The sequence below is a fragment of the Paenibacillus cucumis (ex Kampfer et al. 2016) genome, assembly GCF_019748695.1.
Lineage (GTDB): Bacteria > Bacillota > Bacilli > Paenibacillales > Paenibacillaceae > Paenibacillus > Paenibacillus polysaccharolyticus.
The window spans coordinates 290,176-313,812 of record NZ_JACLIC010000002.1 but is presented as its reverse complement, the minus strand read 5'-3'; the positions used below and the strand labels follow the sequence as shown (position 1 = coordinate 313,812).

24 protein-coding genes and 1 other RNA gene are annotated in these 23,637 nt (G+C 45.0%); 13 read left to right on the top strand and 12 right to left on the bottom strand.

Annotated elements, in window-relative coordinates:
- Window positions 1-43: 43 nt before the first annotated feature.
- Window positions 44-550: a M67 family metallopeptidase gene (locus H7T88_RS01345; RefSeq protein WP_221786526.1), complete on the top strand. Its 507-nt coding sequence runs from the start codon at window positions 44-46 to the stop codon at window positions 548-550.
- Here the strand turns inward: H7T88_RS01345 and H7T88_RS01340 are convergent.
- Genes H7T88_RS01340 through H7T88_RS01330 form a run of 3 tightly spaced genes read right to left on the bottom strand, consistent with a single transcriptional unit; the run spans window position 536 to window position 3,794 of the window.
- Window positions 536-1,273 carry an exonuclease domain-containing protein gene (locus tag H7T88_RS01340; protein ID WP_154960065.1) on the bottom strand — a complete coding sequence of 246 codons (738 nt, stop codon included), beginning with the start codon at window positions 1,271-1,273 and terminating at the stop codon, window positions 536-538. The two genes, H7T88_RS01345 and H7T88_RS01340, sit on opposite strands and share 15 nt — an antisense overlap.
- The gene (locus tag H7T88_RS01335; protein ID WP_423246115.1) at window positions 1,270-2,355 is read right to left on the bottom strand and encodes a DUF294 nucleotidyltransferase-like domain-containing protein; all 1,086 of its coding nucleotides are present in this window, start codon (window positions 2,353-2,355) and stop codon (window positions 1,270-1,272) included. Before H7T88_RS01335 ends, H7T88_RS01340 begins: the two co-directional genes overlap by 4 nt.
- Window positions 2,356-2,396: 41 nt before the next feature.
- A complete protein-coding gene (locus H7T88_RS01330) occupies window positions 2,397-3,794 on the bottom strand; it encodes an ammonium transporter (protein WP_154886570.1) in 1,398 nt (465 codons plus the stop codon).
- A 350-nt stretch (window positions 3,795-4,144) separates the two neighbouring features.
- Here H7T88_RS01330 and H7T88_RS01325 point away from each other — a divergent pair, with 350 nt between their 5' ends.
- Together H7T88_RS01325 and H7T88_RS01320 are read left to right on the top strand one after the other, a co-directional pair.
- Window positions 4,145-4,573 (top strand): MerR family transcriptional regulator, encoded by a 429-nt coding sequence (locus H7T88_RS01325; protein WP_090924759.1) that lies wholly within the window; start codon window positions 4,145-4,147, stop codon window positions 4,571-4,573.
- Between the two features lie 26 nt (window positions 4,574-4,599).
- The gene (locus H7T88_RS01320; protein WP_090924734.1) at window positions 4,600-5,280 is read left to right on the top strand and encodes a zinc metallopeptidase; all 681 of its coding nucleotides are present in this window, start codon (window positions 4,600-4,602) and stop codon (window positions 5,278-5,280) included.
- 58 nt (window positions 5,281-5,338) lie between these two features.
- Here H7T88_RS01320 and gltC read toward each other — a convergent pair whose 3' ends face one another.
- Both gltC and H7T88_RS01310 read right to left on the bottom strand, forming a co-directional pair.
- Window positions 5,339-6,250, bottom strand: a complete 912-nt coding sequence (gene gltC, locus H7T88_RS01315; protein WP_090924733.1) for a glutamate biosynthesis transcriptional regulator GltC — start codon at window positions 6,248-6,250, stop codon at window positions 5,339-5,341.
- A 72-nt stretch (window positions 6,251-6,322) separates the two neighbouring features.
- Window positions 6,323-6,949, bottom strand: a complete 627-nt coding sequence (locus H7T88_RS01310; RefSeq protein WP_090924732.1) for a rhomboid family intramembrane serine protease — start codon at window positions 6,947-6,949, stop codon at window positions 6,323-6,325.
- 148 nt (window positions 6,950-7,097) lie between these two features.
- On the opposite strand from H7T88_RS01310, the gene tpx reads away from it, so the two are divergent.
- A complete protein-coding gene (gene tpx / locus H7T88_RS01305; protein WP_090924731.1) occupies window positions 7,098-7,616 on the top strand; it encodes a thiol peroxidase in 519 nt (172 codons plus the stop codon).
- A 75-nt stretch (window positions 7,617-7,691) separates the two neighbouring features.
- On the opposite strand, the gene H7T88_RS01300 is transcribed toward tpx, so the two are convergent.
- From H7T88_RS01300 to cshA, 4 genes are all read right to left on the bottom strand, one after another.
- Window positions 7,692-8,084, bottom strand: a complete 393-nt coding sequence (locus tag H7T88_RS01300) for a DUF1499 domain-containing protein (RefSeq protein WP_090924730.1) — start codon at window positions 8,082-8,084, stop codon at window positions 7,692-7,694.
- Between the two features lie 214 nt (window positions 8,085-8,298).
- A non-coding RNA gene (gene ssrS, locus H7T88_RS01295) (6S RNA) lies at window positions 8,299-8,489 on the bottom strand.
- Window positions 8,490-8,540: 51 nt separating this feature from the next.
- Window positions 8,541-9,359: a YesL family protein gene (locus tag H7T88_RS01290; protein WP_154960063.1), complete on the bottom strand. Its 819-nt coding sequence runs from the start codon at window positions 9,357-9,359 to the stop codon at window positions 8,541-8,543.
- Between the two features lie 202 nt (window positions 9,360-9,561).
- Complete coding sequence (cshA, locus tag H7T88_RS01285) at window positions 9,562-11,142, bottom strand: degradosome RNA helicase CshA (protein ID WP_154886576.1); 1,581 nt, start codon at window positions 11,140-11,142, stop codon at window positions 9,562-9,564.
- Window positions 11,143-11,446: 304 nt separating this feature from the next.
- Here cshA and H7T88_RS01280 point away from each other — a divergent pair, with 304 nt between their 5' ends.
- From H7T88_RS01280 to H7T88_RS01265, 4 genes are all read left to right on the top strand, one after another.
- A complete protein-coding gene (locus H7T88_RS01280) occupies window positions 11,447-12,268 on the top strand; it encodes a YitT family protein (RefSeq protein WP_090924727.1) in 822 nt (273 codons plus the stop codon).
- 167 nt (window positions 12,269-12,435) lie between these two features.
- Complete coding sequence (locus tag H7T88_RS01275) at window positions 12,436-12,630, top strand: hypothetical protein (RefSeq protein ID WP_090924726.1); 195 nt, start codon at window positions 12,436-12,438, stop codon at window positions 12,628-12,630.
- 162 nt (window positions 12,631-12,792) lie between these two features.
- The gene (locus tag H7T88_RS01270; RefSeq protein WP_221786524.1) at window positions 12,793-13,983 is read left to right on the top strand and encodes a putative glycoside hydrolase; all 1,191 of its coding nucleotides are present in this window, start codon (window positions 12,793-12,795) and stop codon (window positions 13,981-13,983) included.
- 264 nt (window positions 13,984-14,247) lie between these two features.
- A complete protein-coding gene (locus H7T88_RS01265) occupies window positions 14,248-15,597 on the top strand; it encodes an MATE family efflux transporter (RefSeq protein ID WP_221786553.1) in 1,350 nt (449 codons plus the stop codon).
- Between the two features lie 126 nt (window positions 15,598-15,723).
- Here the strand turns inward: H7T88_RS01265 and pfkA are convergent, their stop codons facing one another.
- A complete protein-coding gene (gene pfkA, locus H7T88_RS01260) occupies window positions 15,724-16,695 on the bottom strand; it encodes a 6-phosphofructokinase (RefSeq protein ID WP_123064288.1) in 972 nt (323 codons plus the stop codon).
- A 53-nt stretch (window positions 16,696-16,748) separates the two neighbouring features.
- Window positions 16,749-17,828 carry a tetraprenyl-beta-curcumene synthase family protein gene (locus H7T88_RS01255; protein WP_186809557.1) on the bottom strand — a complete coding sequence of 360 codons (1,080 nt, stop codon included), beginning with the start codon at window positions 17,826-17,828 and terminating at the stop codon, window positions 16,749-16,751.
- 180 nt (window positions 17,829-18,008) lie between these two features.
- Between H7T88_RS01255 and H7T88_RS01250 the strand changes: the two genes are divergently transcribed.
- Complete coding sequence (locus tag H7T88_RS01250; protein WP_154886581.1) at window positions 18,009-19,349, top strand: polysaccharide biosynthesis protein; 1,341 nt, start codon at window positions 18,009-18,011, stop codon at window positions 19,347-19,349.
- Window positions 19,350-19,452: 103 nt separating this feature from the next.
- Window positions 19,453-20,625: an MFS transporter gene (locus H7T88_RS01245; RefSeq protein ID WP_221786523.1), complete on the top strand. Its 1,173-nt coding sequence runs from the start codon at window positions 19,453-19,455 to the stop codon at window positions 20,623-20,625.
- Window positions 20,626-20,734: 109 nt separating this feature from the next.
- Here the strand turns inward: H7T88_RS01245 and H7T88_RS01240 are convergent, their stop codons facing one another.
- Window positions 20,735-20,932: a cold shock domain-containing protein gene (locus H7T88_RS01240; protein ID WP_056700251.1), complete on the bottom strand. Its 198-nt coding sequence runs from the start codon at window positions 20,930-20,932 to the stop codon at window positions 20,735-20,737.
- Between the two features lie 163 nt (window positions 20,933-21,095).
- On the opposite strand from H7T88_RS01240, the gene H7T88_RS01235 reads away from it, so the two are divergent.
- The 3 genes from H7T88_RS01235 (at window position 21,096) to pepF (ending at window position 23,557) form a co-directional block, all read left to right on the top strand.
- Window positions 21,096-21,329 carry a hypothetical protein gene (locus H7T88_RS01235; RefSeq protein WP_090924721.1) on the top strand — a complete coding sequence of 78 codons (234 nt, stop codon included), beginning with the start codon at window positions 21,096-21,098 and terminating at the stop codon, window positions 21,327-21,329.
- Window positions 21,330-21,332: 3 nt separating this feature from the next.
- Window positions 21,333-21,518: a hypothetical protein gene (locus H7T88_RS01230; RefSeq protein WP_090924720.1), complete on the top strand. Its 186-nt coding sequence runs from the start codon at window positions 21,333-21,335 to the stop codon at window positions 21,516-21,518.
- 248 nt (window positions 21,519-21,766) lie between these two features.
- Complete coding sequence (gene pepF, locus H7T88_RS01225; RefSeq protein ID WP_154960060.1) at window positions 21,767-23,557, top strand: oligoendopeptidase F; 1,791 nt, start codon at window positions 21,767-21,769, stop codon at window positions 23,555-23,557.
- Window positions 23,558-23,637 lie beyond the last annotated feature (80 nt).

Genomic DNA, 23,637 nt, shown 5'->3' with positions numbered 1-23,637 from the left:
TCCTGCATGAAGCAGGAGCCAAAAGAGAGAGGGGTGAATACAAATGGCAGCACTTCACGGGCAGCAAAATACCTTAACCCTTCCTCGCTCGGTGGAACGAGAAATGTCCAGGCACATGCATCTTTCGCTGCCGCAAGAAGCCTGCGGGGTTGTGCTGGGTGAATCCGCAGCGGGCGGCATACGAATCAGTCGGTTTCAGCCCATTCGTAACGTAGCGCCTGACCCGCTGCATCACTTCTCGCTGGATCAATCGGAATGGATTCAATGTTTTTTCTCTGATGTTACGATCGTTGGCATTTTCCACACCCATCCGTGTTCATTGCCGATTCCTTCGCAAGAGGACCTGCAAGCCCTCCCGAACTTCGCGGGAATGATGCACACATATCTGATTGGTGCACCCGATCTCTCGGTTTCAGCTTCAGAGAACTCCAAATCATCTATGCTCCTGAACGCTTATCAAATTATATCGAATGAAGCACAGCCACGTGGTGAGGCTTCGTTTCCACTATACCCCTACAGCTTAACACCATTAACGTTACGCATGACTTAATTGGGTGTAAAGGTCACCCAAGGTCTCTATATTTTTGCGTTGCATATCCTCAAGATAACAAGACCATAACTGCGCCGTCATTTTAGCATCTTCAAGCGCATGGTGCCGTCCATAGATTGGAATGCCTCTAGATTCAAGCAGTTCGTCAAGCCCGTATCCGGGTCTCGAAGGTTCAAGCCAGCGGGCGAGCATCATCGTATCAATTAAACGATGAGTCAACCTAACTTTGGAGGTTCGCCACAACGCTGCATTGAGAAAAGCCCGGTCATGCGCACTCGCGTGAGCTACTAGTACGTTCCCACCCACAAAGGACATGAAATCATGCAATCCTTGAAGCAGTGTAGGCGCCTTCTCTGTCATCTGTTGCGTAATCCCGGTGAGTTCGGTAATATGCTTCGGCACTGCCGTTTTTGACTGGACCAGCGTATAGAACTGTTCCTCTTCCAACACAACGCCACCTCGAAGACGCACTGCACCAAAGGACAAAATTTCATCTCCATGCTGGGGGGAAAAACCTGTTGTTTCCAGATCAAATACAACAGCATCCAATTCGCCCAGAGGCGTATGCAACACTTCTGGTCTACGTTGCTCCCTCATCATGGAACGGATAAACGCCATATGTTGCGCCGTAGGGGCTCCCATAATGGAAGCGATGGCGGAAGGAACCCCTCCCTGACGCAGCGAATTCCAAAACCCTGTACTGCCCCTTGCCGGCTCTCTCATGGACGTCTCCTTTCTGCAAAACGCAACTGTCTTTGCAAAGCACGATGCACTCGCTTGACCAATCCCAGTGTCTCCCTCAGTTCATAATGAATTTGCTTCTGCTTCATCTGTTTCTCATCCAGAAAACCACTGCTCTGCTGTAAATCCTCACGTATAACAACCGGCGTGTTTCGACGTAGCTTCAAAGCAGACGTAAATGCACGCTGGCATGTGTCCGTTAACTGAAAAGGAATGGCCTCAAGCGAAGTCAGCCTTTCCATACGTTTTAATGTTGATGATTCCTGAATCCCATGCTGCAAAGCCAAAAATCTTGCACTGTTGACCAGCGGGATATAAACGCCATATTTGACATCAAAGCCGCCCGCATGTTCACCAAATCGCTCTGTAACGACACGACCCAGTATATTTAATGTCGCCTTATGTTTTACCGTATTACGTAATACCGCATCAGAGAGCTGTGGAACCCGGCGAAACTGTTCATAAAAGCTCGTAAGCCAAGCCTCTGCCAAATTAGATTCCCCTGCAATAAAACGCATATCAGAAGCGATGATCAGGTTACGCACCGGTTCCCAGTTTAAGTCGGAACTCCATTCGAATAATTGCTTTTGCCAATCCGCCAGCGTTTTCCGCCAAAGAGATTCCGAGCACATCACCTTGCCCTCGCATTTGGCATAACCCAGCTCTTCCAATAAATCCGCAATACGGTTTCCCAGTTCCTTGAAATATTCTTCTTTAGTTGCATGCGGAGCATCACTGATAATCATGCCATTATCCTGATCACTCCATAATGTCGCTTCTTCCCTGCCGGAGCTTCCAAATACGATAAAGGCATAGGGGACGGGAGGCTGGCCGAAGCCCTCCTCTACCATCCCCTGAATGCATAACTCTAATGCTTTCCGTGCAATGCGGTCATGCAGTTCATTTACCATCTCGTACCATTCGACCAGCGACAAGGAAACGGACATTGATTTCTGGAGTTCTCTCTGCAAAATAACACGTGCCTGGCGCAGTTCATGTGCAGAAGTTGCACCATCGATCCCTCGATAAGACCAGGAAAGGTTTGTTATTGAGATAGGTTCCATCATATCCAGCCTCCTTGAAGCAATTTCAATCTTGATTTACCTCAGGAGCTGAATGTACCACCTGATTTGGATTCTGCATGTTTCATTTGCTCAGGATATCCATATGTCCCGTGTTCACTAAGATCAAGCCCCATTGTCTCTTCTTCTTCCGTGACACGAATACCCATTACAGCTTTCATACCGCCGAGAATAATGAAGGACATCACGAGTACGAAGGCAAATGCGCCAGCAAGACCTAACAATTGAACACCCAGTTGGTGGAATCCACCGCCATAGAACAGACCCGCTTGACCTACGCCTACTTTCTCAGCAAGCTCAGGTGTTGCGAACAAACCGGTGGAGATGGCACCCCACATACCAGCGATACCGTGTACAGAGAACGCATAGATCGGATCATCAATACCTTTGCGATCGAAATATTGAGCCGTGAAGAATGTAATGATACCTGCGATTGCACCAATGACTAGTGCAGCCCAAGGTTCTACGAACGCACAAGCACCAGTAATCGCTACGAGTGCAGCAAGCACCCCGTTCAACATGCTAGGAATATCTGATTTTCCGAGAACTGCCCAGGAGATCAACAGTGCGGCAACACCACCCGCAGCAGCAGCCACGTTTGTAGTGAGCGCCACGTAACCGAAGAATCCTTCACCCATCGCAGACAACGTACTACCTGGGTTGAAACCGAACCAACCGATCCAGAGGATGATGACCCCGAGTACGGAATACACTTGGTTGTGACCCGGAATGATGTTAGGTTTGCCGTCTTTGTTATATTTACCGATACGAGGTTTCAGCAAGATGGTAGCTACCAACGCTGCTGTCGCACCCGTTAAGTGAACTACTGTTGAACCCGCGAAGTCTTGCATACCCAGCTCTGCGAGCCAGCCACCGCCCCATACCCAGTGAGCAACGACCGGATACATAATAATGGTATACAGTGTACCAAACACGATATATACGCTCATCTTTGCACGTTCTGCCATACCACCGCAGGCAATAGCCAGGGAGACAGCAGCAAATGCAAGGTGGAAAACAAATTTAATCGTTAGTGGAACATCGGAGAAAGCGAGTGATTCAAAGGAAGCTGCCATGTTGTCTCCACTCATGAAGAAACCGGTTGTTCCGAAGAATCCGTTACCGTTACCGAAGCCTAGACCAAAGCCAAGCCCCCAGAATGCAATAACTGAAATACCCAATGTCAGGATCGTCTTACCAGCAATGTGTCCTGCATTTTTCATTCGTGTCGAACCCGCTTCAAGGAGTGCAAACCCCCCTTGCATAAAGAACACTAGCACTACTGCCAGAAACGTAAATGCCGAGTTCAGACCGCTTTGAAGCTCAATAGTACTTGGACCCTCCGCAGCAGCGAATGCACTTACCGGAAAAGCCAGTAAAGTAAGCATTGCTAACATTGAAACCAACCATTTCTTTCTCATTTGCCCCACTCCCTCTTGTGTTATGTTTCTTTACATATCGTGAAACTCTTAATGTCATTATAAGCAGAAGTAAGGAAAGTTGACAAGAGTATTTTTATCATTTCCAAAAATATTTTATGGGAATAAAGTCTTACGTCTTTTTCTTGCACTTAAGTACATATTCATACACTTTGAGTACATAGATATAGGAATAAAGCAAGCTATCTTCAAAGCATAACGTTTGACTGTACGGTTCATGATCATGTATCATACTTATTAGAAAGAAAAATTGAGCGTGTACATTGAGGCGCTTGTGGAAACTACATTTCCCTACATTTGAACTTGCAAGCGAGGTGAATATCATTGGGGATATGAAACTTTTTCGAATTGGCGAACTCGCCAAAACGGCTGGTGTAAGCGAACGGACAATTGACTATTACACAAAGCTCGGGTTAATCGCTCCTGAAGAACGAACCCAAAAAAATTATCGTCTTTATAGTCATGAAACCTTAACCAGACTTGAACGTATTGTACAGATGAAACAAGAGAAGTATAGTCTCGAAGAGATTAAACAATCTCTTGAGAAGTGGCGTCTGGTCAGTACTGAAGAACAAGTAGCCAGCAAACTGACAACACTTGAACTTCATGTTCAGCAACTTGAGCGAGAGGTCAATGAACTCAAACCATTGCTTGGAGAGATGAAACCTGTACAAGCACGTAAGATGATGGCAGGACTACTCACCAAAAGCGCGGGTACAATGGAGGCATTAAAAATCTTGCTTGAAAACACCATGATGTAGCTTATTATGAAAGCGGAGGAATGGATATGAGTTTTAATAACGGTATGTTCGTATTGATTATCATCGCCTTTTTGCTCTCGTTATGGGCGCAATTTCGCGTTAAGGGCACCTTTAGACGTTGGTCCGAAGTACCGAACCAGAACGGAATGACCGGTTACGATGCAGCCCGTCATATGCTCGATGCTAACGGTCTGCACGATGTGCCGATTGAACCAGTTCGTGGCTCACTCTCTGACCACTATGATCCGATCAATCGGGTTGTACGTTTGTCAGAACCTGTGTACTACGAAAAGTCCATCTCGGCATTATCCGTTGCATGTCACGAAGTCGGCCATGCCATTCAACACAAGGAAAGTTACCCTATGCTTGCATTGCGTCACCGGATTTTTCCGATTGTGAACTTTGCTTCTGGACTCGCACCATTCCTGTTGATTGCAGGTTTCCTCTTTAACGCGATGAACCTGGTCGGAATCGGTATTATCTTCTTCTCTGTCACTGTTGCATTTCAGTTGATTACATTACCGGTCGAATTCAATGCCAGCAATCGAGCACGTGAAATAATGGTATCAGAAGGATATATCCGTAATGAAGAAGAAAAAGGCGTAGCCAAAGTATTGAATGCCGCAGCTTTAACTTACGTTGCCGCTGCATTGATCTCTTTACTTGAACTGATTCGTTACATCGGAATCTTTAATAGCCGGGACTAATTGCTGCAGATACTCAATGAACAAGTTAAATAAATAAAAACAAAACAATACCCCACCGTTATTCGGATGGGGTATTGTTTTGTTGTAAACCAAAATAATGAAGCAAAAATGAGCGGAAAGACTGAGCAACGAGTGGCAACTTATCATCTGCACGGTGAATCAACCCAATCGTGCGGGTTACTTTCGGCTGAGAGATCGCCACATGTGCAGGTTGCAAGGGATTCGTCTGGAATAACGCCATTTCCGGCAACAGACTGACACCCATGCCCGCCGCTACCAAACCACGAATCGTATCCGTCTCCTCGCCTTCAAAGGCGATTTTCGGTGTGAATCCAGCTTCCAGGCAGGCATGCCATACAATAGGCCGCAGGGAGTAACCTTTGCTGAACAACACAAACTTCTCATCCTTCAGCTGTTCGAGTGCAATGGTCTCTTCTCCTGCAAGCGGATGATTCGGCGGCAAGATCGCATGCAATTCCTCAGTAAGCACAATATCACCAGCAACCTGATCATGTTTTTCTGGAAATGGTGAAATAAATGCAAGATCCACTTCTGCCGACAATACATCCCGAATCAATGTCGGGTACATCCCTTGCTTAAATCTGAATTTTACGTTCGGATACTTCTGACGAAAAGCCGCCACTACAGAAGGTATGAGATGAATTCCTAGACTGTGCGGAAAGCCGATCCGAATTTCCCCGTGCTCCGGGTCAAGAAATTCATGTACTTCACCTACAGCTTTGTCGAGATCCTTTAAAATACCTTCAACCCGTTTGCAAAAAAGCTGTCCTACCGCAGTTAACTGCAAATTCCGTCCTTTTTGCATAAAAAGATCCACACCAAGCTCCTCTTCAAGCTGATGAATCTGCCTGCTGACCGCAGACTGTGCCACGTGCAACTCTTCCGCCGCCTGTGTAACATGTTCCTTTTGAGCAACTTTCAGAAAATAATGCAACTGTCTTAATTCCACTTGCCTGATCGCTCCAATCTGTTATACCCTACTATATCGTTCACCGCACATTCCATCTCGAGAACGTTCTACCTATTTCCTAAAAATCCGTGGTTTCCATAAACGAATAATCAAACCATAAATAAAGAATCCACCGAGCAAACCACCTAAATGCGCCATCCAATTGATATTAGACACTGCAAAGGAGAAAATAATCCCGAACAACAACAGTGTATACATCGTTTTGCGCGAGGTTTCATCCATAATGTTACGCTGGAACAATGCCACGTAGAGAAATGCCCCGTAGACAGCATAGATTGCACCAGACGCGCCTACCGAAATCGTAATTTTGTCGATCGAATTATACCAGGCAACAGCAAGAATATTACCTACTACTCCTCCCCCAAGATACAAGACACCGTATCTCAACGATCCAAGCAAGCGTTCCATCGGCGGAGCAAATACAATTAACGCAAAACTGTTAAACAAGAGGTGACCGAACCCTGCATGCAAAAACATGGAAGTCACATAACGCCACCAATCCTGGGCAAACAATTCGTAATTCGTCAGCGCCCCAAACTTGAGCAGTACCATATTGTTGGTGGAGCCACCATTAAACGTTAACACGATAAACATAACAACATTCGCAATTAAAAGAATCGACGTCAAAGGGAAGTACTTCAAGTAATCTTTCCAATTTTCATAACGGATAAATATCATAGATTTTCACTTTCACTCCACCCTGTTAAAATCAGACCTTCTCTTGAATCCATCACAATGATACACGTCCAGATTGGACAATGTCTTTCATAAAAGATTATAATGGATTTTGGCACGGATCACCAATTTATAAGGAGGAACATTATTTATGACACAAGAACGTAAAGGCGCAGCCACATTTAAAGGCAACCCTATCACATTGATCGGACCTGAATTGAAAGTGGGCGATCAAGCACCTGACTTCACCGTGAGCAAAAACTTGATTGAAGATGCATCTCTGAAAGACTTCGCAGGCAAGATTAAATTAATCAGCGTTGTTCCTTCTCTGGATACTGGCGTATGTGATGCTCAGACTCGCCGCTTCAATGTTGAGGCAGCTGAACTCGGCGAGAACGTTGTTGTTCTGACCGTCAGCGTAGACCTTCCATTCGCACAGGAGCGTTGGTGCGGTGCGGCTGGTGTTGACCGCGTGGTTACCCTTTCCGACTACAAAACACGCTCTTTCGGCGAAAACTATGGCGTTCTGATCAAAGAATTCCAACTGGACATGCGCTCTATTTTTGTCCTGGATGCCGAAGACAAAATTACATATGTGGAGTACTTGCCTGAAATGACAGACTCCCCTAACTTCGAGCAAGCCATTGCTGCAGTAAAAGCTTTGCTGTAAAACAACTTTCGTAATTGCAGAATAAAAGCGAGGAAGGTCATCCTTCTCTCGCTTTTTATTATTTCATCATTTATTTCACTCATTCGCCTTATACTTGCTGAGCTTTTTATCAAGTACGGAGAACAAGTGCATAATCGTACGATAGTTGGAACCGAGATCTCCCAATGAACCGCGGGAAGCAGAGTACATATCCACTGCACTTCGTACAGGACTCACCGAAATAATGGAAACCGTAATATCCATTGTACGCCCAAACGTCGTGCGTTTTTCCAGTATAATCTCGCCTACAGAGTGCACCTCATGCAGTACTTTATAACCCGGAATTTTTTTTAGTGTCGAAGATACTTCTTCCCAGGCTTTTTCTTTGGATAAATTGTAATAGCGTGTTTTTAATTTGGGATCCTTGGCTCGATCGCTGGTCCCCTCCATACTTCGGATGATACCGACGAGCGTTCTCTTTAAGGTCAAGACCCTTCCTCCTTTGAGTGTAACCGTTCCATTATGTATTCTAGTGTAACATTGTTCAAGTAGTAACAAAAGGGTAAGCATCATATTTAACAAAAATACTAGGATCAACAATAATCCGAATTAAATCATTCATCAGATCCACCCAAAAATCAACATAAAAACACCCTGGCTTCCTCGTAAAAAGGAAAAGTCAGGGTGCTGTACATGGTGAAATTAGAAACCCGCCTATGCCGTCCGGCTACATTGTCTTATGAACCTGCTTGGCAGGTGGGTGACTGCAAAAATGCATTTGAAGTCCCCATGTCGTATAGACAGGGCTTTTCAGCAACACTTTGTATTAATCTCCCGAAGACATCATCATTGGTTCAAAACAACGAATAACCGAAACGTACATCGCAGGATGTACACCTATTATATCCCTAACTGTGTAAAAAGTAAATGCCATACAGACATGTTTTATTTTTGCTGTGTAAACTCTTTATTTTCAGCAGATTCAGAACTCTGTGCTTCATCCTGTTCTCCTGATTTTTCAGCCAAAGCAGCTGCCTCTTCTTCCTCTTTTTGCAATTGAATCTTTTGCATCTGCTCCTGCATTTTGTTGTAGGTTGCATAGAAGTTAAAGAACGCAAACCAAGCCACGATGCTCATGATGAAAAAGATAAACAGCACCGGATAACGCAATCCGAAATAGAACAACAACCCGCTTCCCAGTAATGTGGAGAACACACGGAAAGGTCGAATCAGCGTTAACAGGACTGCATTTTTAATAATAAGGCCGATCGACATATGGTAATGTACAACCATAGAAAAGAAGTTAAACAGTGATACAAACAATAGCAGCAACAACACGAGCATAATTATGCCAACCAGTTGCATATTACGGAACTGGGTCATATAAACCGTATAGTCCAGATACATGATTGCGAACAGCAGTGTGTAAAAAATGCCACCAATTAAACTTTGTTTGTAGTTTTCCTTGTAACCTGTAAAGAATGTACGGAAGATCGGCACATCCGTATCTCCCATATTCCATTTACGAACAACCGTGAACAAAGCCGAGGTCGCCGGAAACAGTGTAAGCGGTGCCACAATGGCTATAGCCCAGTTCATTTGTAATGATTCGTTCGCGAGATTCTGTTGCATGACGAGCAGCTTCATAATCATGAAAAACAAGAATGGTGAAGAACAGATCGCCCACAAGAGATTGCTTGCGGCCAGTCTTGTAATCCATTCTGTCAGCCGGTAAAGCCCGCCCATAGCTCCTTTAAATTCCAAACATTTCTCCTCCTCCGCACCTTGCGTCTAACCTGAATTCTAATATTAATATACCTTATTATATATAGGAAAAGCCAGCACTTCCCGAAAGTAGATCACTTTAGGCAAGACTGATCGTTCTAATAAATGGAAAGTTTATGAACTTTTACAAAGTAAAAAAAGATGGAGCAGCTTCCTGCCCCATCCTCATTAAATGTTACACTTATTCGAAAGAGTTATCTCTAGCCGGACGACGTCCTTCGTTATTGCTTGGACGCGGTTTGCGATCACGGTTGTAGCCGCCTTCTCTGCTTCCACTTCCACCACTGCTGTTGCGGTCACGGTTGTAACCGCCACGTCCACCACCACTGCTGTTGCGATCACGGTTGTAACCACCACCGCCACCACTGCTACGGTTACCGCTGTAACCTGATGGTTTGCGTCCGCCAGAACGAACATCTGGTCTACGACGTTTAGCACGGATTGGATCTTCAGGAGTCAGATCAACCTGAGCATCTTTTTTGTCGCCTGTCAGGAGTTTCAAAGCTGCGGACAACAATTGTACGGAATCATATTGCTCCAGCATTTGAATGGCAATACCTTTGTATTCGTTCAGCTCACCGGATTGTACAATCTCCAGGAGACGTTCAGCCGTTACGCGTTGTTTTCCTTCAACAGCTTCTGCCATCGTAGGCAACGGTTTACGCGGAATACGGTGACGTGTTACACGCTCGATGAAGTGCAAGTGATCAATCTCACGCGGAGTTACGAAAGACCATGCCGCACCTTCTTTACCCGCACGACCTGTACGGCCAATACGGTGAACATAACTTTCCGGATCTTGCGGAAGGTCAAAGTTCACAACGTGTGTTACGCCAGATACGTCGAGACCACGCGCCGCCACGTCTGTTGCAACGAGTACATCAATGCTGCCATCACGGAACTTACGCATTACCGTATCACGTTGGTTTTGAGACAGGTCACCATGCAAACCATCAGCGGAATATCCACGTTTTTGCAAAGCTTCAGCCAATTCGTCAACACGACGCTTTGTACGTCCGAACACGATTGCCAGTTCTGGGGATTCCATATCCAGCAAACGGCTAAGAGCTTCGAATTTTTGGCGCTCAGGTACTTCAATATAAGCCTGATCAATCAACGGAGCGCTGACTTGTTTAGGAATAACAGAAACGTGTTCTGGATTAGTCAAGAATTGTTGAGCCAATTTTTGAATGTTAGGAGGCATTGTTGCAGAGAACAGCATCGTTTGACGGTCGTCTGGAACTTGTTTCAGGATCGATTGAATATCCTCCATGAAACCCATGTCGAGCATTTCATCTGCTTCGTCCAATACAACAGTTTGTACATCATCAAGTTTGATTGTTTTGCGGTTGATGTGGTCAAGGAGACGTCCTGGTGTACCGATGATAATCTGTGGTTTTCTTTTCAATGCACGAATCTGGCGTACGATATCTTGTCCGCCGTAGATTGGCAGGGAGCGTAGACCTTTGAAGCGAGTAAGTTTTTCGATCTCTTCAGCGACTTGGATCGCAAGTTCACGTGTAGGTGCCATAATGAGGGCGCGGATTTTATCATCCGTTTTGGAGATTTTGCTGATCAACGGAATACCGAATGCAGCGGTTTTACCTGTACCTGTTTGAGCTTGACCGATCAAATCTCTACCTTCAAGTGCAAAAGGAATCGATTTGGATTGAATCGGTGTTGCTTCTTCAAACCCGAGCTCAGTGATGGCTTGCAGCACCAGTGGTTCAAGATTGAAATCTGTGAAATTTAAATTTGTCAAAATTATTCATACTCCTTTTATATGGTGGACATGGTGGACAATCCACTTTGTTGTCTGTATTCTTAAGTAGCGTTAATATTTATAGGGTATCCCAACGGGACGAATTATTTTCATGAACGAACATAATTCCATGAATGGGTCCCCAAGATAAGACTAAAACTACAATCATGTGTTTGAAACATTTCAAATTTTAGCTTTCGATTTGGGAAAAGTTTCCTACTCAAGAATATCCACAAATCATTATATCATAAAACTATTCAAGATTACCAGCAATCTGGTTTTAAATAAAAATGAGGTGATTAAATTGCCCAAAATAATTTGGCACTCTTTGGTGATCATTTTGGGTGCTGCAGCTATTGCTTGCGGCTTTAACTGGTTTTTGGTGCCCCACCAGCTTCTGAGCGGTGGAGTATCCGGTATTTCCATGCTTTTAGGTTATTTTACCAATTTGAATCTTAGTATAATGTATTTTGTTCTTAACATCCCTCTGCTCATTGCAGGTTGGTTTATTCTTGGACGACGTTTCATTATATTGAGCATTGTGTCGGTAGCAGCCACTTCCTGGTTTATTGGACTGCTGCCTGTTTCTGCTGTAGCGACCGATCCAATTCTAAGCTGTGTGTTTGGCGGCGTGCTGGTTGGAATAGGTACCGGTGTTTCCTTTAGAGTGGGCGGCTCTACCGGAGGCTTGGATATTGTCGGTTCCATTTTCACCAGAAATCGTGATTTCCCGATTGGCACCGTCATGGCGGGTATGAATGGAGCGATCATTTTACTAGCTGGTTATCTGAATAATAACTGGAATACCGCTCTGGCCTCCATGGTTTCAATCTATGTTACAGGTAAAGTGCTGGATCTCATCCATATCAGTCACGTCAAGGTTACGCTCTACATCATCACCAATGAAACCGAAGCGATGCTGAAAAAACTTCTGACTCGTCCACGCGGCGTCACAAAAATTAAAACCCAAGGGGCATACACTGACATTGAAAAGGATATGTTAATGACTGTGACTACCCGTTACGAACTGGTTGAGATCAAACGCATTATCAAAGAGACCGATCCAAAAGCATTTGTTAACATCGTGGAAACCGTAGGCGTGATGGGCTCATTCCGCCGCAGTTAGTTATCTGCCCGTTAACAATTCGCAAGTTTGTGGTATAATAATGGTGCACCGCTCTTAAATATGTTGTAAGCAGGTTCTAACCTTTACTTTTCACAAAGCCATATGCTTTCCCGATTCGCGCCGAATGACTTACCATTTTGGAATTCGAGTAGGAAAGGGTGATTATTGTGGATACGGAAACGGTAAAACTGTTTGAAATTGTCAACAAATGGTGCCCGGAAATGCTCCCTTTCTTAAAACCGAATGAACTCGACTCTTTGATTGTTCTCCGGGATGGGCTGGGCATCCTGGAACAGGGAGATGCAATGGAAATCATTCAGTACAGTATTTGTGAGCATCAGAATGATGTGTATATTCAATAATATTTTTCAGATCGATTACGCCGCTTCTTGACGAGGTATTCCTCAGTCAGGGAGCGGTTTTCATTTTTTCCACATGTTTCATAAAAGGATTAATATGGTTAAAAGCACGGAGGCTTTGTTGTATAATCAAGTATGGAATGTACATAAAGGGAGTGAAAAAGTATGAACATACTGTGGGCTTTGTTCGCAATGGCCTTGGGAGGTTTCGGAGGAACGTCGGTAGCTCCGGATCTGGGTCATAGCAATAATAGTCAATTACCCTCGTTAAGCAACAGTTTTAACACAGCCATTATTCAATCACAAAAAGAACAAGTCGTCATTGATGCTGACAATCCCCCTGCCAAGGTCGATCCGCAACCTGATGCTCCTGTTGTTAAAGGCATATATGTCACAGCGTACAGTGCTGGTGGCGCAAGAATGGCACAACTGCTCGAACTAACCGATCAGACAGAACTAAATGCTATGGTTATTGATATCAAGGATGATCTCGGGTATATCACATATCCGTCCAAAAACAAAGCCGTGAAAACTATGGGCGAAGCAAAATCTTTTATTCGAGATATCAATGCCTTGATGAAACGATTAGAGAAACACAAAGTGTATCCTATCGCACGAGTTGTTGTATTCAAGGACACCATTCTAGCGAAGAAGAACCCCGAACTATCCTTTCGTAATAAGGACGGCTCTGTATGGGCCAACGGTAAAGGAGACAGTTTCGTGAATCCTTACAGCAAAGAGGTATGGGATTATAATATTGAAATTGCCAAAGAAGCGGCGAAGCTCGGTTTCAAGGAAATTCAGTTTGACTACGTTCGCTTTCCCGAGGGATTTGAAACACGCGCAGATACACTAAAGTACACACAGACCGATCAATCACGCGTTGACGTTGTCGCCGAATTTGTGCAATACGCACGTAAAGAGCTCGCACCTCTTGGTGTCCGAGTTTCGGTAGATATTTTTGGATATGCAGCCTCTGTGCCGGCAGCCGAAGGTATTGGTCAGGATTTTGTGAAAATATCAGAAAACGTGGATGTCATCTCACCTATGGTCTATCCAAGTCATTATTCCACCGGCTGGTATGGTGTGAAAGACCCTGACAAAGACCCCTACACAACGATTAAAGGTTCTATGAAGGATACACATAAGAAGCTCGACCCTACCAAAGAACTCAAACCAATCATTCGGCCATGGATTCAAGACTTCACCGCAAGTTGGCTGGGTAGCGGACATTATATCAAATACGGTAAGAAACAGGTCGAAGATCAGATTAAAGCGATGAAAGAAATGAATGTGGATGAATATTTGCTATGGAATGCATCCAATCGCTATACTCCTGGCGTACAGTACAAATAACTTAATTAGCACTTATAAAATTTTATTCGTTTAACCGCAGATTTGATTATGAACTCCATAATCTCGAGCCTCGTCCCGTTTATCGCGGGAGCGAGGTTTTTTATATTTTAACATCCTGAATATTTGTTAAGGCACTCTGTTCCTGCTTCAAGCCCCTTTCTCCTGTTGCACTATCCAAATTCGTAAAAATCCTCTACAATTAATAGCTGTCTGATATGACATCAGCATGATAACTATATAGATCGTGAGGCACCTTAAGTGAATATGAACATATCGAGCTTTCCACAAAAGATCAAACAGTTCCTGATTATATTTTTGCCCATCTTCACCACTCAAATTGCGCTTTCGGCCATGTCGTTCTTTGATACGAATATGTCCGGCAAATTTTCTCCAGCTGATCTCGCAGGAGTCGCTATAGGTACAAGCCTATGGATGCCCGTGCAGACCGGACTTAGCGGGATTTTAATGGGAATAACCCCTGTTGTCTCTCACCTGCTCGGCTCCAGGCAACATGATCAGATTGGACGGAGCGTCATTCAGGCGCTCTACCTGGGCATTGCTGTAGGTCTTATTGTGCTAGGAGCAGGCGCTTTATTGTTGAGTCCCATTTTAAACGCGATGCCCCTCGAGCCGCATGTTGCAAATGTAGCGTTTTATTTTCTGTGTGCGCTAGCTTTTGGCATTATGCCCCTATTCGGATATACAGTACTTCGCAGTTTTATGGATGCACTTGGACAGACACGTGTTACCATGCTCATCACACTCGTCTCGCTCCCCGTTAATATTTTGCTCAACTATCTGCTCATTTTTGGGCGGTGGGGTTTCCCTCAATTAGGCGGTGTTGGTGCAGGTGTGGCCACAGCATGTACATATTGGCTTATTTTTTTGATTAGCCTGTTTTTCGCCCATCGTATCGAGCCATTCGCCAAGTATTCTATTTTCCGTCAATGGTCACGGATCTCGTTTAGCAAATGGAAGGAACTTCTGGTCATTGGGGTCCCGATTGGATTTGCAACCTTTTTTGAAACGTCTATCTTCGCTGCGGTCACCTTGCTGATGAGCCGATTCGATACGGTCACGATAGCCGCCCATCAGGCAGCACTGAACTTCGCTTCTACACTCTATATGTTACCTGTGAGCATCTGTATGGCACTCACCATTCTGGTTGGCTTTGAAAATGGTGCAGGCCGGCTGAAAGACGCCAGACAGTATAGTCTACTAGGAATCGGGGGAGCTATTGGCCTTTCCTTGATTACAGCGATTATTTTGCTGGTTTTCGGAGAGCCCATTGCGAGAATTTATTCCAACGAACAGGAAGTAATTACACTAACGCAGCATTTTCTAATCTACGCAATTTTCTTCCAAATTTCCGATGCCATTGCTACGCCGACACAAGGAGCACTACGGGGGTACAAAGATGTCAATCCGGCGTTAATCATTACCTTTGTCGCTTATTGGATTATCGGTCTGCCCGTTGGTTATTTTACGGCAACTTACACTTCACTTGGGGCATTTGGATACTGGATTGGTCTTATTGCAGGACTCGCAGTGGGGGCAACTGCGCTGTTGTGGAGACTGTTCCGGGTTCAGAAGAAAGCTTCCCTTCGCGCGTAAGCAAACTGCGTTCTCCTCGCATGCTTTTCTTCTTTCTTCACACAGAAGAAAGAGAATACACCGAATACAAAAAGAAGAGCACAGCTCCGAATCATACGGAGTGTGCTCTTTTTTTGTTGAAAGGAATTATTGAGACAAGCGTTGTGCAAGCTCATACGTTTCCATATCAAATGCTTTTTTCGTATTTACGACTTTATCGATGTCCGTAAGAACCAGCTCACCTTTGACAAGTCCACAGCCTTTATCCGTCTCGCCCGCAATCAGACTACGAACAGCGAAGTCACCAAGACGGCTAGCGAGGTTACGGTCAAATGGCGTTGGTGTACCACCGCGCTGGATGTGTCCAAGAACGGTAACACGCGGCTCATATGTCGGGCAGCGTTCCATCAGTTCTTTGGCCACGTCTTCGCCTTTACCTACACCTTCAGCTACGATGATAATACTGTGGCGTTTGCCGTGTGCAAAGTTTGCTTTCATACGTTCAGCCACTTCGTCCATGTCAAAGGGTACTTCCGGCACCAGAATGGTTTCTGCTCCCGAAGCAAGTCCGGCATGGAGCGCAATATCTCCGCAGTGACGGCCCATAACCTCAACGATGGAAGAACGTTCATGCGAAGACATCGTGTCACGCAATTTGTTCACCGCATCAACCACAACACTTACGGATGTATCAAATCCGATCGTGTAATCCGTGAATGATATGTCATTATCAATCGTACCTGGCAAACCCATCGTGTTAATGCCAAGCTTGCTCAATTTGTTTGCACCATGATATGAACCGTCTCCGCCAATAACAATAAGACCATCAATACCGCGTGCGCGCAAAATATCTGCTCCTTTTTGCTGGCCTTCCGCGGTATAGAACTCTTTACAACGTGCAGATTGCAGAACGGTTCCCCCGCGCTGAATAATATCCCCAACACTGCGCAGATCCATCGGGAAAATATCATTGTTCAAAAGCCCTTGGTATCCGCGCTGAATACCGAACACTTCCAATCCGTGAAATAGTCCGCTGCGAACAACCGCACGAACAGCCGCGTTCATCCCCTGTGAATCGCCACCGCTCGTTAGCACTGCGATTTTCTTTACTGCTGTCATGATGTTTCTTCCTCCTCTAGTTTCACTTCAGGCTCCGCAACAATACACCTGACTTACATATGCTTCCGTATCCAGCGACTGAAAATGAAGAAAAACACACGTGTCATTGGACTGTTCTTCATCAAGCGTTTGGACACGACGCGAACTTCATGCTGTTCGCTGACTTTGGGATCAGACAGGTAAATGGCTATCAGTCCTTCAATAATCATCCGGTGAAAAGAAGTTCCCGGAATCTTCTGCACATCACTGCGAGCCATCTCCACAATAAAAGCAATTCGATCCAGCATCATCTCTACATTCTCATAATAATTGCAGAAGTTGAGATCCCCACCAACACGGTCCTCATCCTGATCGATCAAATAATCGAGCATGATGTGTAATGCGCATACGTGCGGGAAATAGGCAGTGTGGATCGAAACCGCCTGCTCTTCGGTCAGCTGATCGTCACTTGCAGCGAGAAACAGCATAAATACACCCAGAGTAGAGCCCGTAGCAGCGGCAAATTCGTTCCAGCGAAACTGAGGTGTGCGGTGGCGATGCTCCGACCACCATTCGAGCAAAGCCGTTTCTCTCAGTTCCGGTTTGATGTGCTTATATACCTGCAGGTCCGTGTATAGGCCTGCCAGATCCTGTATTTGGGGCTTGGCTGACGCATATCCTGGTAGCTGACGAGTGAGCTCCTGACATGTCGTCACCAGATTCCGTAGGTAACCACCGTCATCCTGATCCTCACGGAGCGCATAATAATTGACAGGTGTTGCCTCGGGATCTACCGCATCAAGCATAGATTGATGGAGCAAGCGAAAATCAGCCGGGTCCATCGAGGTGCTGCGGTCACACAGATTGTCCAAATAATCACTTATGGTTTGATACGAAACGATTAGCGGAATAAGAATATGTCTATTGGACATATCCGCTAATGCATAGACAGTTCCACCTTCACAGTGAAATTGCTTATCCCTTAGACTGGCAAGTGCTTGAGTACGTAATTCCTCATTTGGAATTGTCTCTGCCTGAGCACGCCATCCATCCAATGCCTTACGCGTTTCCGGAATGGTGTATTTGTACACCCCTCTCATCAATGCCAGCGGTCCTCGCGGGTACTGATGACGTTTTCGATTTGATTGGCTCAAAATAAATGTGCCTCCACTTTGGTTGAATACGTATTAGAGCGATTTTAACCATTCCTATTATAATATGATCCCCTTAATTGTACAAATGATCTACCGCATAAACCGCGTAAAAAATCGCATCCCCGTTCAAAGCTTTATGATATACTATCCATATTTCTATCCATCAAAGGAGTCGTTGACATGTCGTCAGGTGAACCACTTTCGTGGAGACGGTTATTTTCTTTTTTTGTGCCACTTGGCATCTCCGCCTCTCTAGTTACGATATCACACGTAATCATTAACAGCACACTTGCACGCTCTGCTCATCCAGAGACTGTTATTGCAAGTTATGCCATTGCGGGAAGTTTGCTGACCCTCACGGAGCGTCCCTCCACCTTGTTGCGTCAAACCTGTTCCGCCCTGGTGCGGGACCGCCTCTCTTTTCAGGCTCTTACGTTTGTGACCAAAATATTTCTGGCTTGCGTGCTACTCATCGGATTTCTTATTGTGTACTCACCCATTGGTACCGGTGTGTTCAAATATTTATTCGGCGTCAGCCCGGATCTACTAAGCAAAGTGATCGACGTATACGAGATCCTGATGTACGTTAGTATTTTTTCTGTCATCCGCAACATCTACCAAGGCATAATCATCACGAACAATCGAACCAAATGGCTCACCATTGGTATGGTATTCAGGTTAGCAGGTATGTATGGGTTGTCCCTGTACTTCATCTACACAGATTCTATTAACAGTGGTCGTGTAGGCGCTATCATCTTTGCTGCGGGAATGATGATTGAAGCCCTGGTTAGCTACTTGGAAGGCAGAAACATTATGAGAAAAATGCCTGCCAAGCTTGAGGATCATCCCGTTGAGAGCAAGGGAGATGTGTATCGCTTTTACAAACCACTGCTATTATCCAGTTTTGTAGCCCTGTTTATAGGTCCTGTCATTAACATTGTTCTCGGTAAAACAACCGGAATCGCGCTGGCTATATCCTCTTTTGCTGTAGCGAGCAGTTTGATGCAGCTCATGTTAAGCTTTTTTACCTACATTCATCAGATCGTGCTCAACTTCTATCTGATCGATGCCAAACTCGTTAAGAAATTTGCGCTCGTTACCGGTTTTATACCGTTCGCGATGACTGTCTCCATTGCGTATACGCCTTTAGGTCCATGGGTACTCGAAAATATTATGAGCGTTCAAGGCCAGCTACTGGAGCAAAGTCTCTGGACACTTCGCGCCTTTGTGTTATTTCCGCTGATCTCTCCTTTTCTGGACTTCAGCAATGGTCTTATTCTGCTTCGCGGTCAGACCAAAACGATGTTTCGTTCACAGAGCGCCAATGCGATTTGCACAATTATAGTATTGCTTATTCTTGTAAGCATTTTCCCCGCTTGGAACGGTATGATCGGGGCAGCCGCCCAATCACTTGGTTTGCTTGCAGAACTTGTTATTGTCTGGCTGGTCATCCGGCGCACGCAAAAAGAACCAACGATGTCTATCCCGCCATCTCGCGGCTCTTCATCCCTGAAAGGCTAGTCCATTTGGGAACACAGTCATATCATATGATCTATGAAACAAATTATCAGAAGTCTAAATCATGAAATAATCTGAATTAGATTTAAGAACGGAGTCTCTCATCATGAAATCAAGTCATACGGCCCGGCCAGATCAGAACTGGCTCCGGGCACTAATGTTCACCATCTTTGGTTCTACCGCACTGGTAGTCTCGTACTTCCAGCTTTACTTCAGCCATCTTGGCTTCAGTCCTGCCGAGATTGGTTACCTGTATGGCATCGGACCGCTCATTTCTGTATTCTCCAATATGTTCTGGAGCATGGCGAGTGATAAATACAAGACCGTACGGAAAGTGATGATCCTACTGCTCGGCGGCCAGCTAATCACTGGAATTCTGCTTGCCAATGCATCAAGCTTTGGCGAAGTGTTTGTCCTTGTAACTCTATTTTACTTTTTCTATTATCCGGTCTACCCACTGTCGGATACGATGGCAATTACAACGGCGAATAAATATGGTCGCAATTTCACGTCCATTCGAGTGTTCGGTTCCATCGGATATGCTTTTTTTGCCCTTAGCATCGGTTACGTCCTTGGCTCTTTTGGTTCCGAATGGACGATGTGGATCTGCATTAGCCTTGCAGCTGTGACCTTACTGATCAGCTTCCAATTACGGGACCAGCCTGCTGGTAGCAGTAGCAAAATGGATTTATCCGGATTGTGGGCTATCCTGAAACGCCGAGATGTTCTTGCTTTTTTCGGCTGTGTGTTTCTGCTAGCTATGGGTCATCGGATGAACGAAGCCTTTCTGACGATCACACTCAAAGATTTGGGTGCCAGTGAAGGATTGATCGGCTGGTCCTTGCTCATCTCCTCTGTGAGTGAGATTCCGATATTTTTGCTACTAAGCAAATATGGAAACAAATACAAGGAACTCCCACTTCTCACCTTAGCGGCCTTGATGTATACCATTCGATTATTATTCATGTCTATCTCGCATACACCAGCAGCCGTTGTTCTTATTCAAACGATGCATAGCGTTACATTCGGTATCTTTTATGTCACTGCGGTCCGTTATATAACCCGACTCGTTCCTGATAATTTTCGAGCAACGGGCATGGCTTTATTTACGATTGTGTGGTCTAGCTCTTCTGGACTTTTAAGCGGAACCTTGGGTGGCTTGTTATTAGAGCTTACAGGACGTCAGACGTTCTATCTTACCGCTATGTCCTTTGCACTAGCTTCATTGATTGGTTTCGGCTTTCAATTGTTACGCACGACAACGCATCGTTCCACATGAGCGCTGAAAACCAAAAAAAGCACAGTCTCCGAATGGGGACTGTGCTTGTGTTTGTGATGTTCAGCTATAATCGATCATTTATAAGAAGTCCGTGAATGACGGAAAAATCTTACAATTTAGTTACGTTAGCTGCTTGAGGACCACGGTTTCCATCAGTGATTTCGAATTCTACCGCTTGACCTTCTTCCAATGTTTTAAAGCCGTCGCCTTGGATTGCGGAGAAATGTACGAATACGTCCTCGCCGCCTTCAACTGAAATAAAGCCATAGCCTTTTTCTGCGTTAAACCATTTAACTGTACCTTTCAAATGAACAACCTCCTAAAAATATCGCCATCTATGGCGAATATCCTTATTATACTGTATGGGCTTCCATTTTGCAATTTATCTTTTCCATAATTGATGAAAAAATTTGCTTTGCATCGTAGTGTACGGTATCATTTTACCAAAACCGTTAGTTTGGAGACTACCTATGATAAAAAAACATGAAATATACAAAACAGACAAGTGGAATATGATGACTGTAGAAGTACAAGGCAAGTATCTCGTTCTACGGGAAATATCAGAAGAATGGGGCGAAGAATGCCACACATTCCTTAGCCGTCCTGCATTAATGCATTGGGCCGAGCGTCGTTTCCCGAAAGAGGATTTCGAAAATCGTGAAGAGGAATGGCGTGCGTTAATGGCTGCCTTCAAGGGAGTTTAATCGATGCAGCTTGATTCAGGCAATGTCGTTATCTTCATTATCCTTGCCTTCGCACTGGGGTTTGCGCTGATCCTGGGACGTAATTCCGTCCCGGATCGTCTTAGAAGAGGAATGGCGCTAATCGCTACATTGCTCGTATGTTTTGCCTTTTTCCTCATCGTATATTACCTCGTTAACATGGGAGCCTGATACAGAATTCTGAACGTGTTAACACGCGATTCAAGGCGCTCAAATATTTCGGCTGTGCCCAGGTCATACTATACGAAGTTATTAGGGACGAGTGATTCGTATGGTAAGGAGGAAGGCCGTTGAAATATCAGAAATCGTTATCTGTTCTTCTGGCTCTTAGTCTTATTCCTTCGTCTCCTGCTGCACTTGCACAGGAGACGAAGGCGGCTATGCCCGTATTTTCAGCACATAATCAAAGGAGGATTCCCATGAGTAAACTATTGAAACGTTCCGAGGTGCCCGCCGAGCATACATGGAAACTGGAAGATTTATATGCCGATCAGAAGGCTTGGGATCAGGAGTATGAAGAAGTATCTTCTATGATGAAAAAAGCCTCCGAATTTCAAGGCAAATTAAATCAGCCTGACGTCCTTAAAGCCAGCTTCGAATTCGAAGACGAAATCGGGCTCAAGCTTGAACGGCTTTTCGTATATGCTCGCATGCACCAAGATGAAGACACAGCTAATCCTACATATCAAAGCCTGTCCCAAAAAGCTCAAAAACTCGGAGTACGGGTAGGCGAAGCACTTTCCTTTGTCACACCTGAGATTCTTTCTTTACCGGATTCAGAGCTTGACGCCCTTATTAAGAATGAGAGTCTCTCCGCATATACGTTTACCTTGGAAGAGATGAAACGGGAAAAGGCACACGTATTAAGCCAGGCGGAAGAAGCACTGCTCGCACAGGTCGGCAATCTGTCCCAAGCACCGCAGACCATCTTCAGCATGCTGAACAATGCGGATCTCAAGTTTCCACGGATTAAAGATGAGAATGGCAAAGAAGTCGAATTGACTCACGGCAGCTATATTCAGTTTCTTGAGAACCCAAACCGTGAAGTTCGGGAGCGCGCTTTCAAAGCGGTATATGAAACCTACGCAAAACAGAAAAATACGATCGCCGCAGCACTGAATGCCAACGTAACCAAAAATATGTTTTATGCCAACGTGCGGAAGTACCCTTCTGTCATGGAAATGAACCTGTATGGTGACAACATCCCAACGGATGTGTATAACAACCTGGTAGACACGATTCATGAAAGTCTTCCGCTCTTGCACCGTTATATGGATCTCCGTAAAAAATTGCTTGGTGTGGATCAACTACATATGTATGATCTATTCGCTCCACTTGTGGATGAATACAAGATGGACATCACCTATGAAGAAGCTAAAAAGACAGTCAAGGAAGGTCTCGCGCCACTCGGCAAAGAATATGCAGAGGCTCTTCAGGCTGGATATGATAATCGTTGGATTGATGTGTACGAAAATGAGAACAAACGCTCAGGTGCGTATGCATGGGGTGCCTATGGCACTCACCCGTATGTACTGCTTAATCATAAAGACAATCTGAACAGCATGTTCACATTGGCACATGAGATGGGTCATGCGCTGCATTCCCATTATTCGGATACAACCCTTTCGTATCGTGATGCACAGTATACGATTTTCCTTGCAGAAGTAGCTTCAACGACAAACGAGGCACTGCTCATGGACTACATGTTGAATAAATCAACAGATCCGAAGGAAAAACTGTATTTACTTACGTATTATGCAGATCAGTTCCGGACTACGGTATTCCGTCAAACCATGTTCGCAGAGTTCGAGAAAATTATTCATGAACGCGCTGAACAAGGCGAAGCTCTTACACCACAGTTACTGTCAGAAATTTATTACGATCTCAATGTACAGTACCATGGTAAAAATATGGTCGTTGACAAAGATATCGAGATGGAATGGGCACGTATCCCCCACTTCTATAACAGCTTCTATGTATATAAATACGCTACAGGTTTCTCGGCAGCGACCAGCTTCTCGAAGCAAATTCTGGAAGAGGGCCAACCTGCAGTCGATCGTTATCTCGGATTCCTGAAGAGCGGTGGAAGTGACTACTCCATTAATATTTTGAAAAAAGCGGGTGTGGATATGTCAACACCGCAGCCTATCCGCGAAGCGATGAGTGTATTCAAAGAATTGATCGAACAGATGGAACAGTTAACCAAATAAGGTTGCAATCCCCTGTAATCTGTATCCCTTGCCCCGGGCGGGCAAGGGATTTTATAATCAAGCGAGATGCAGTACTCTTG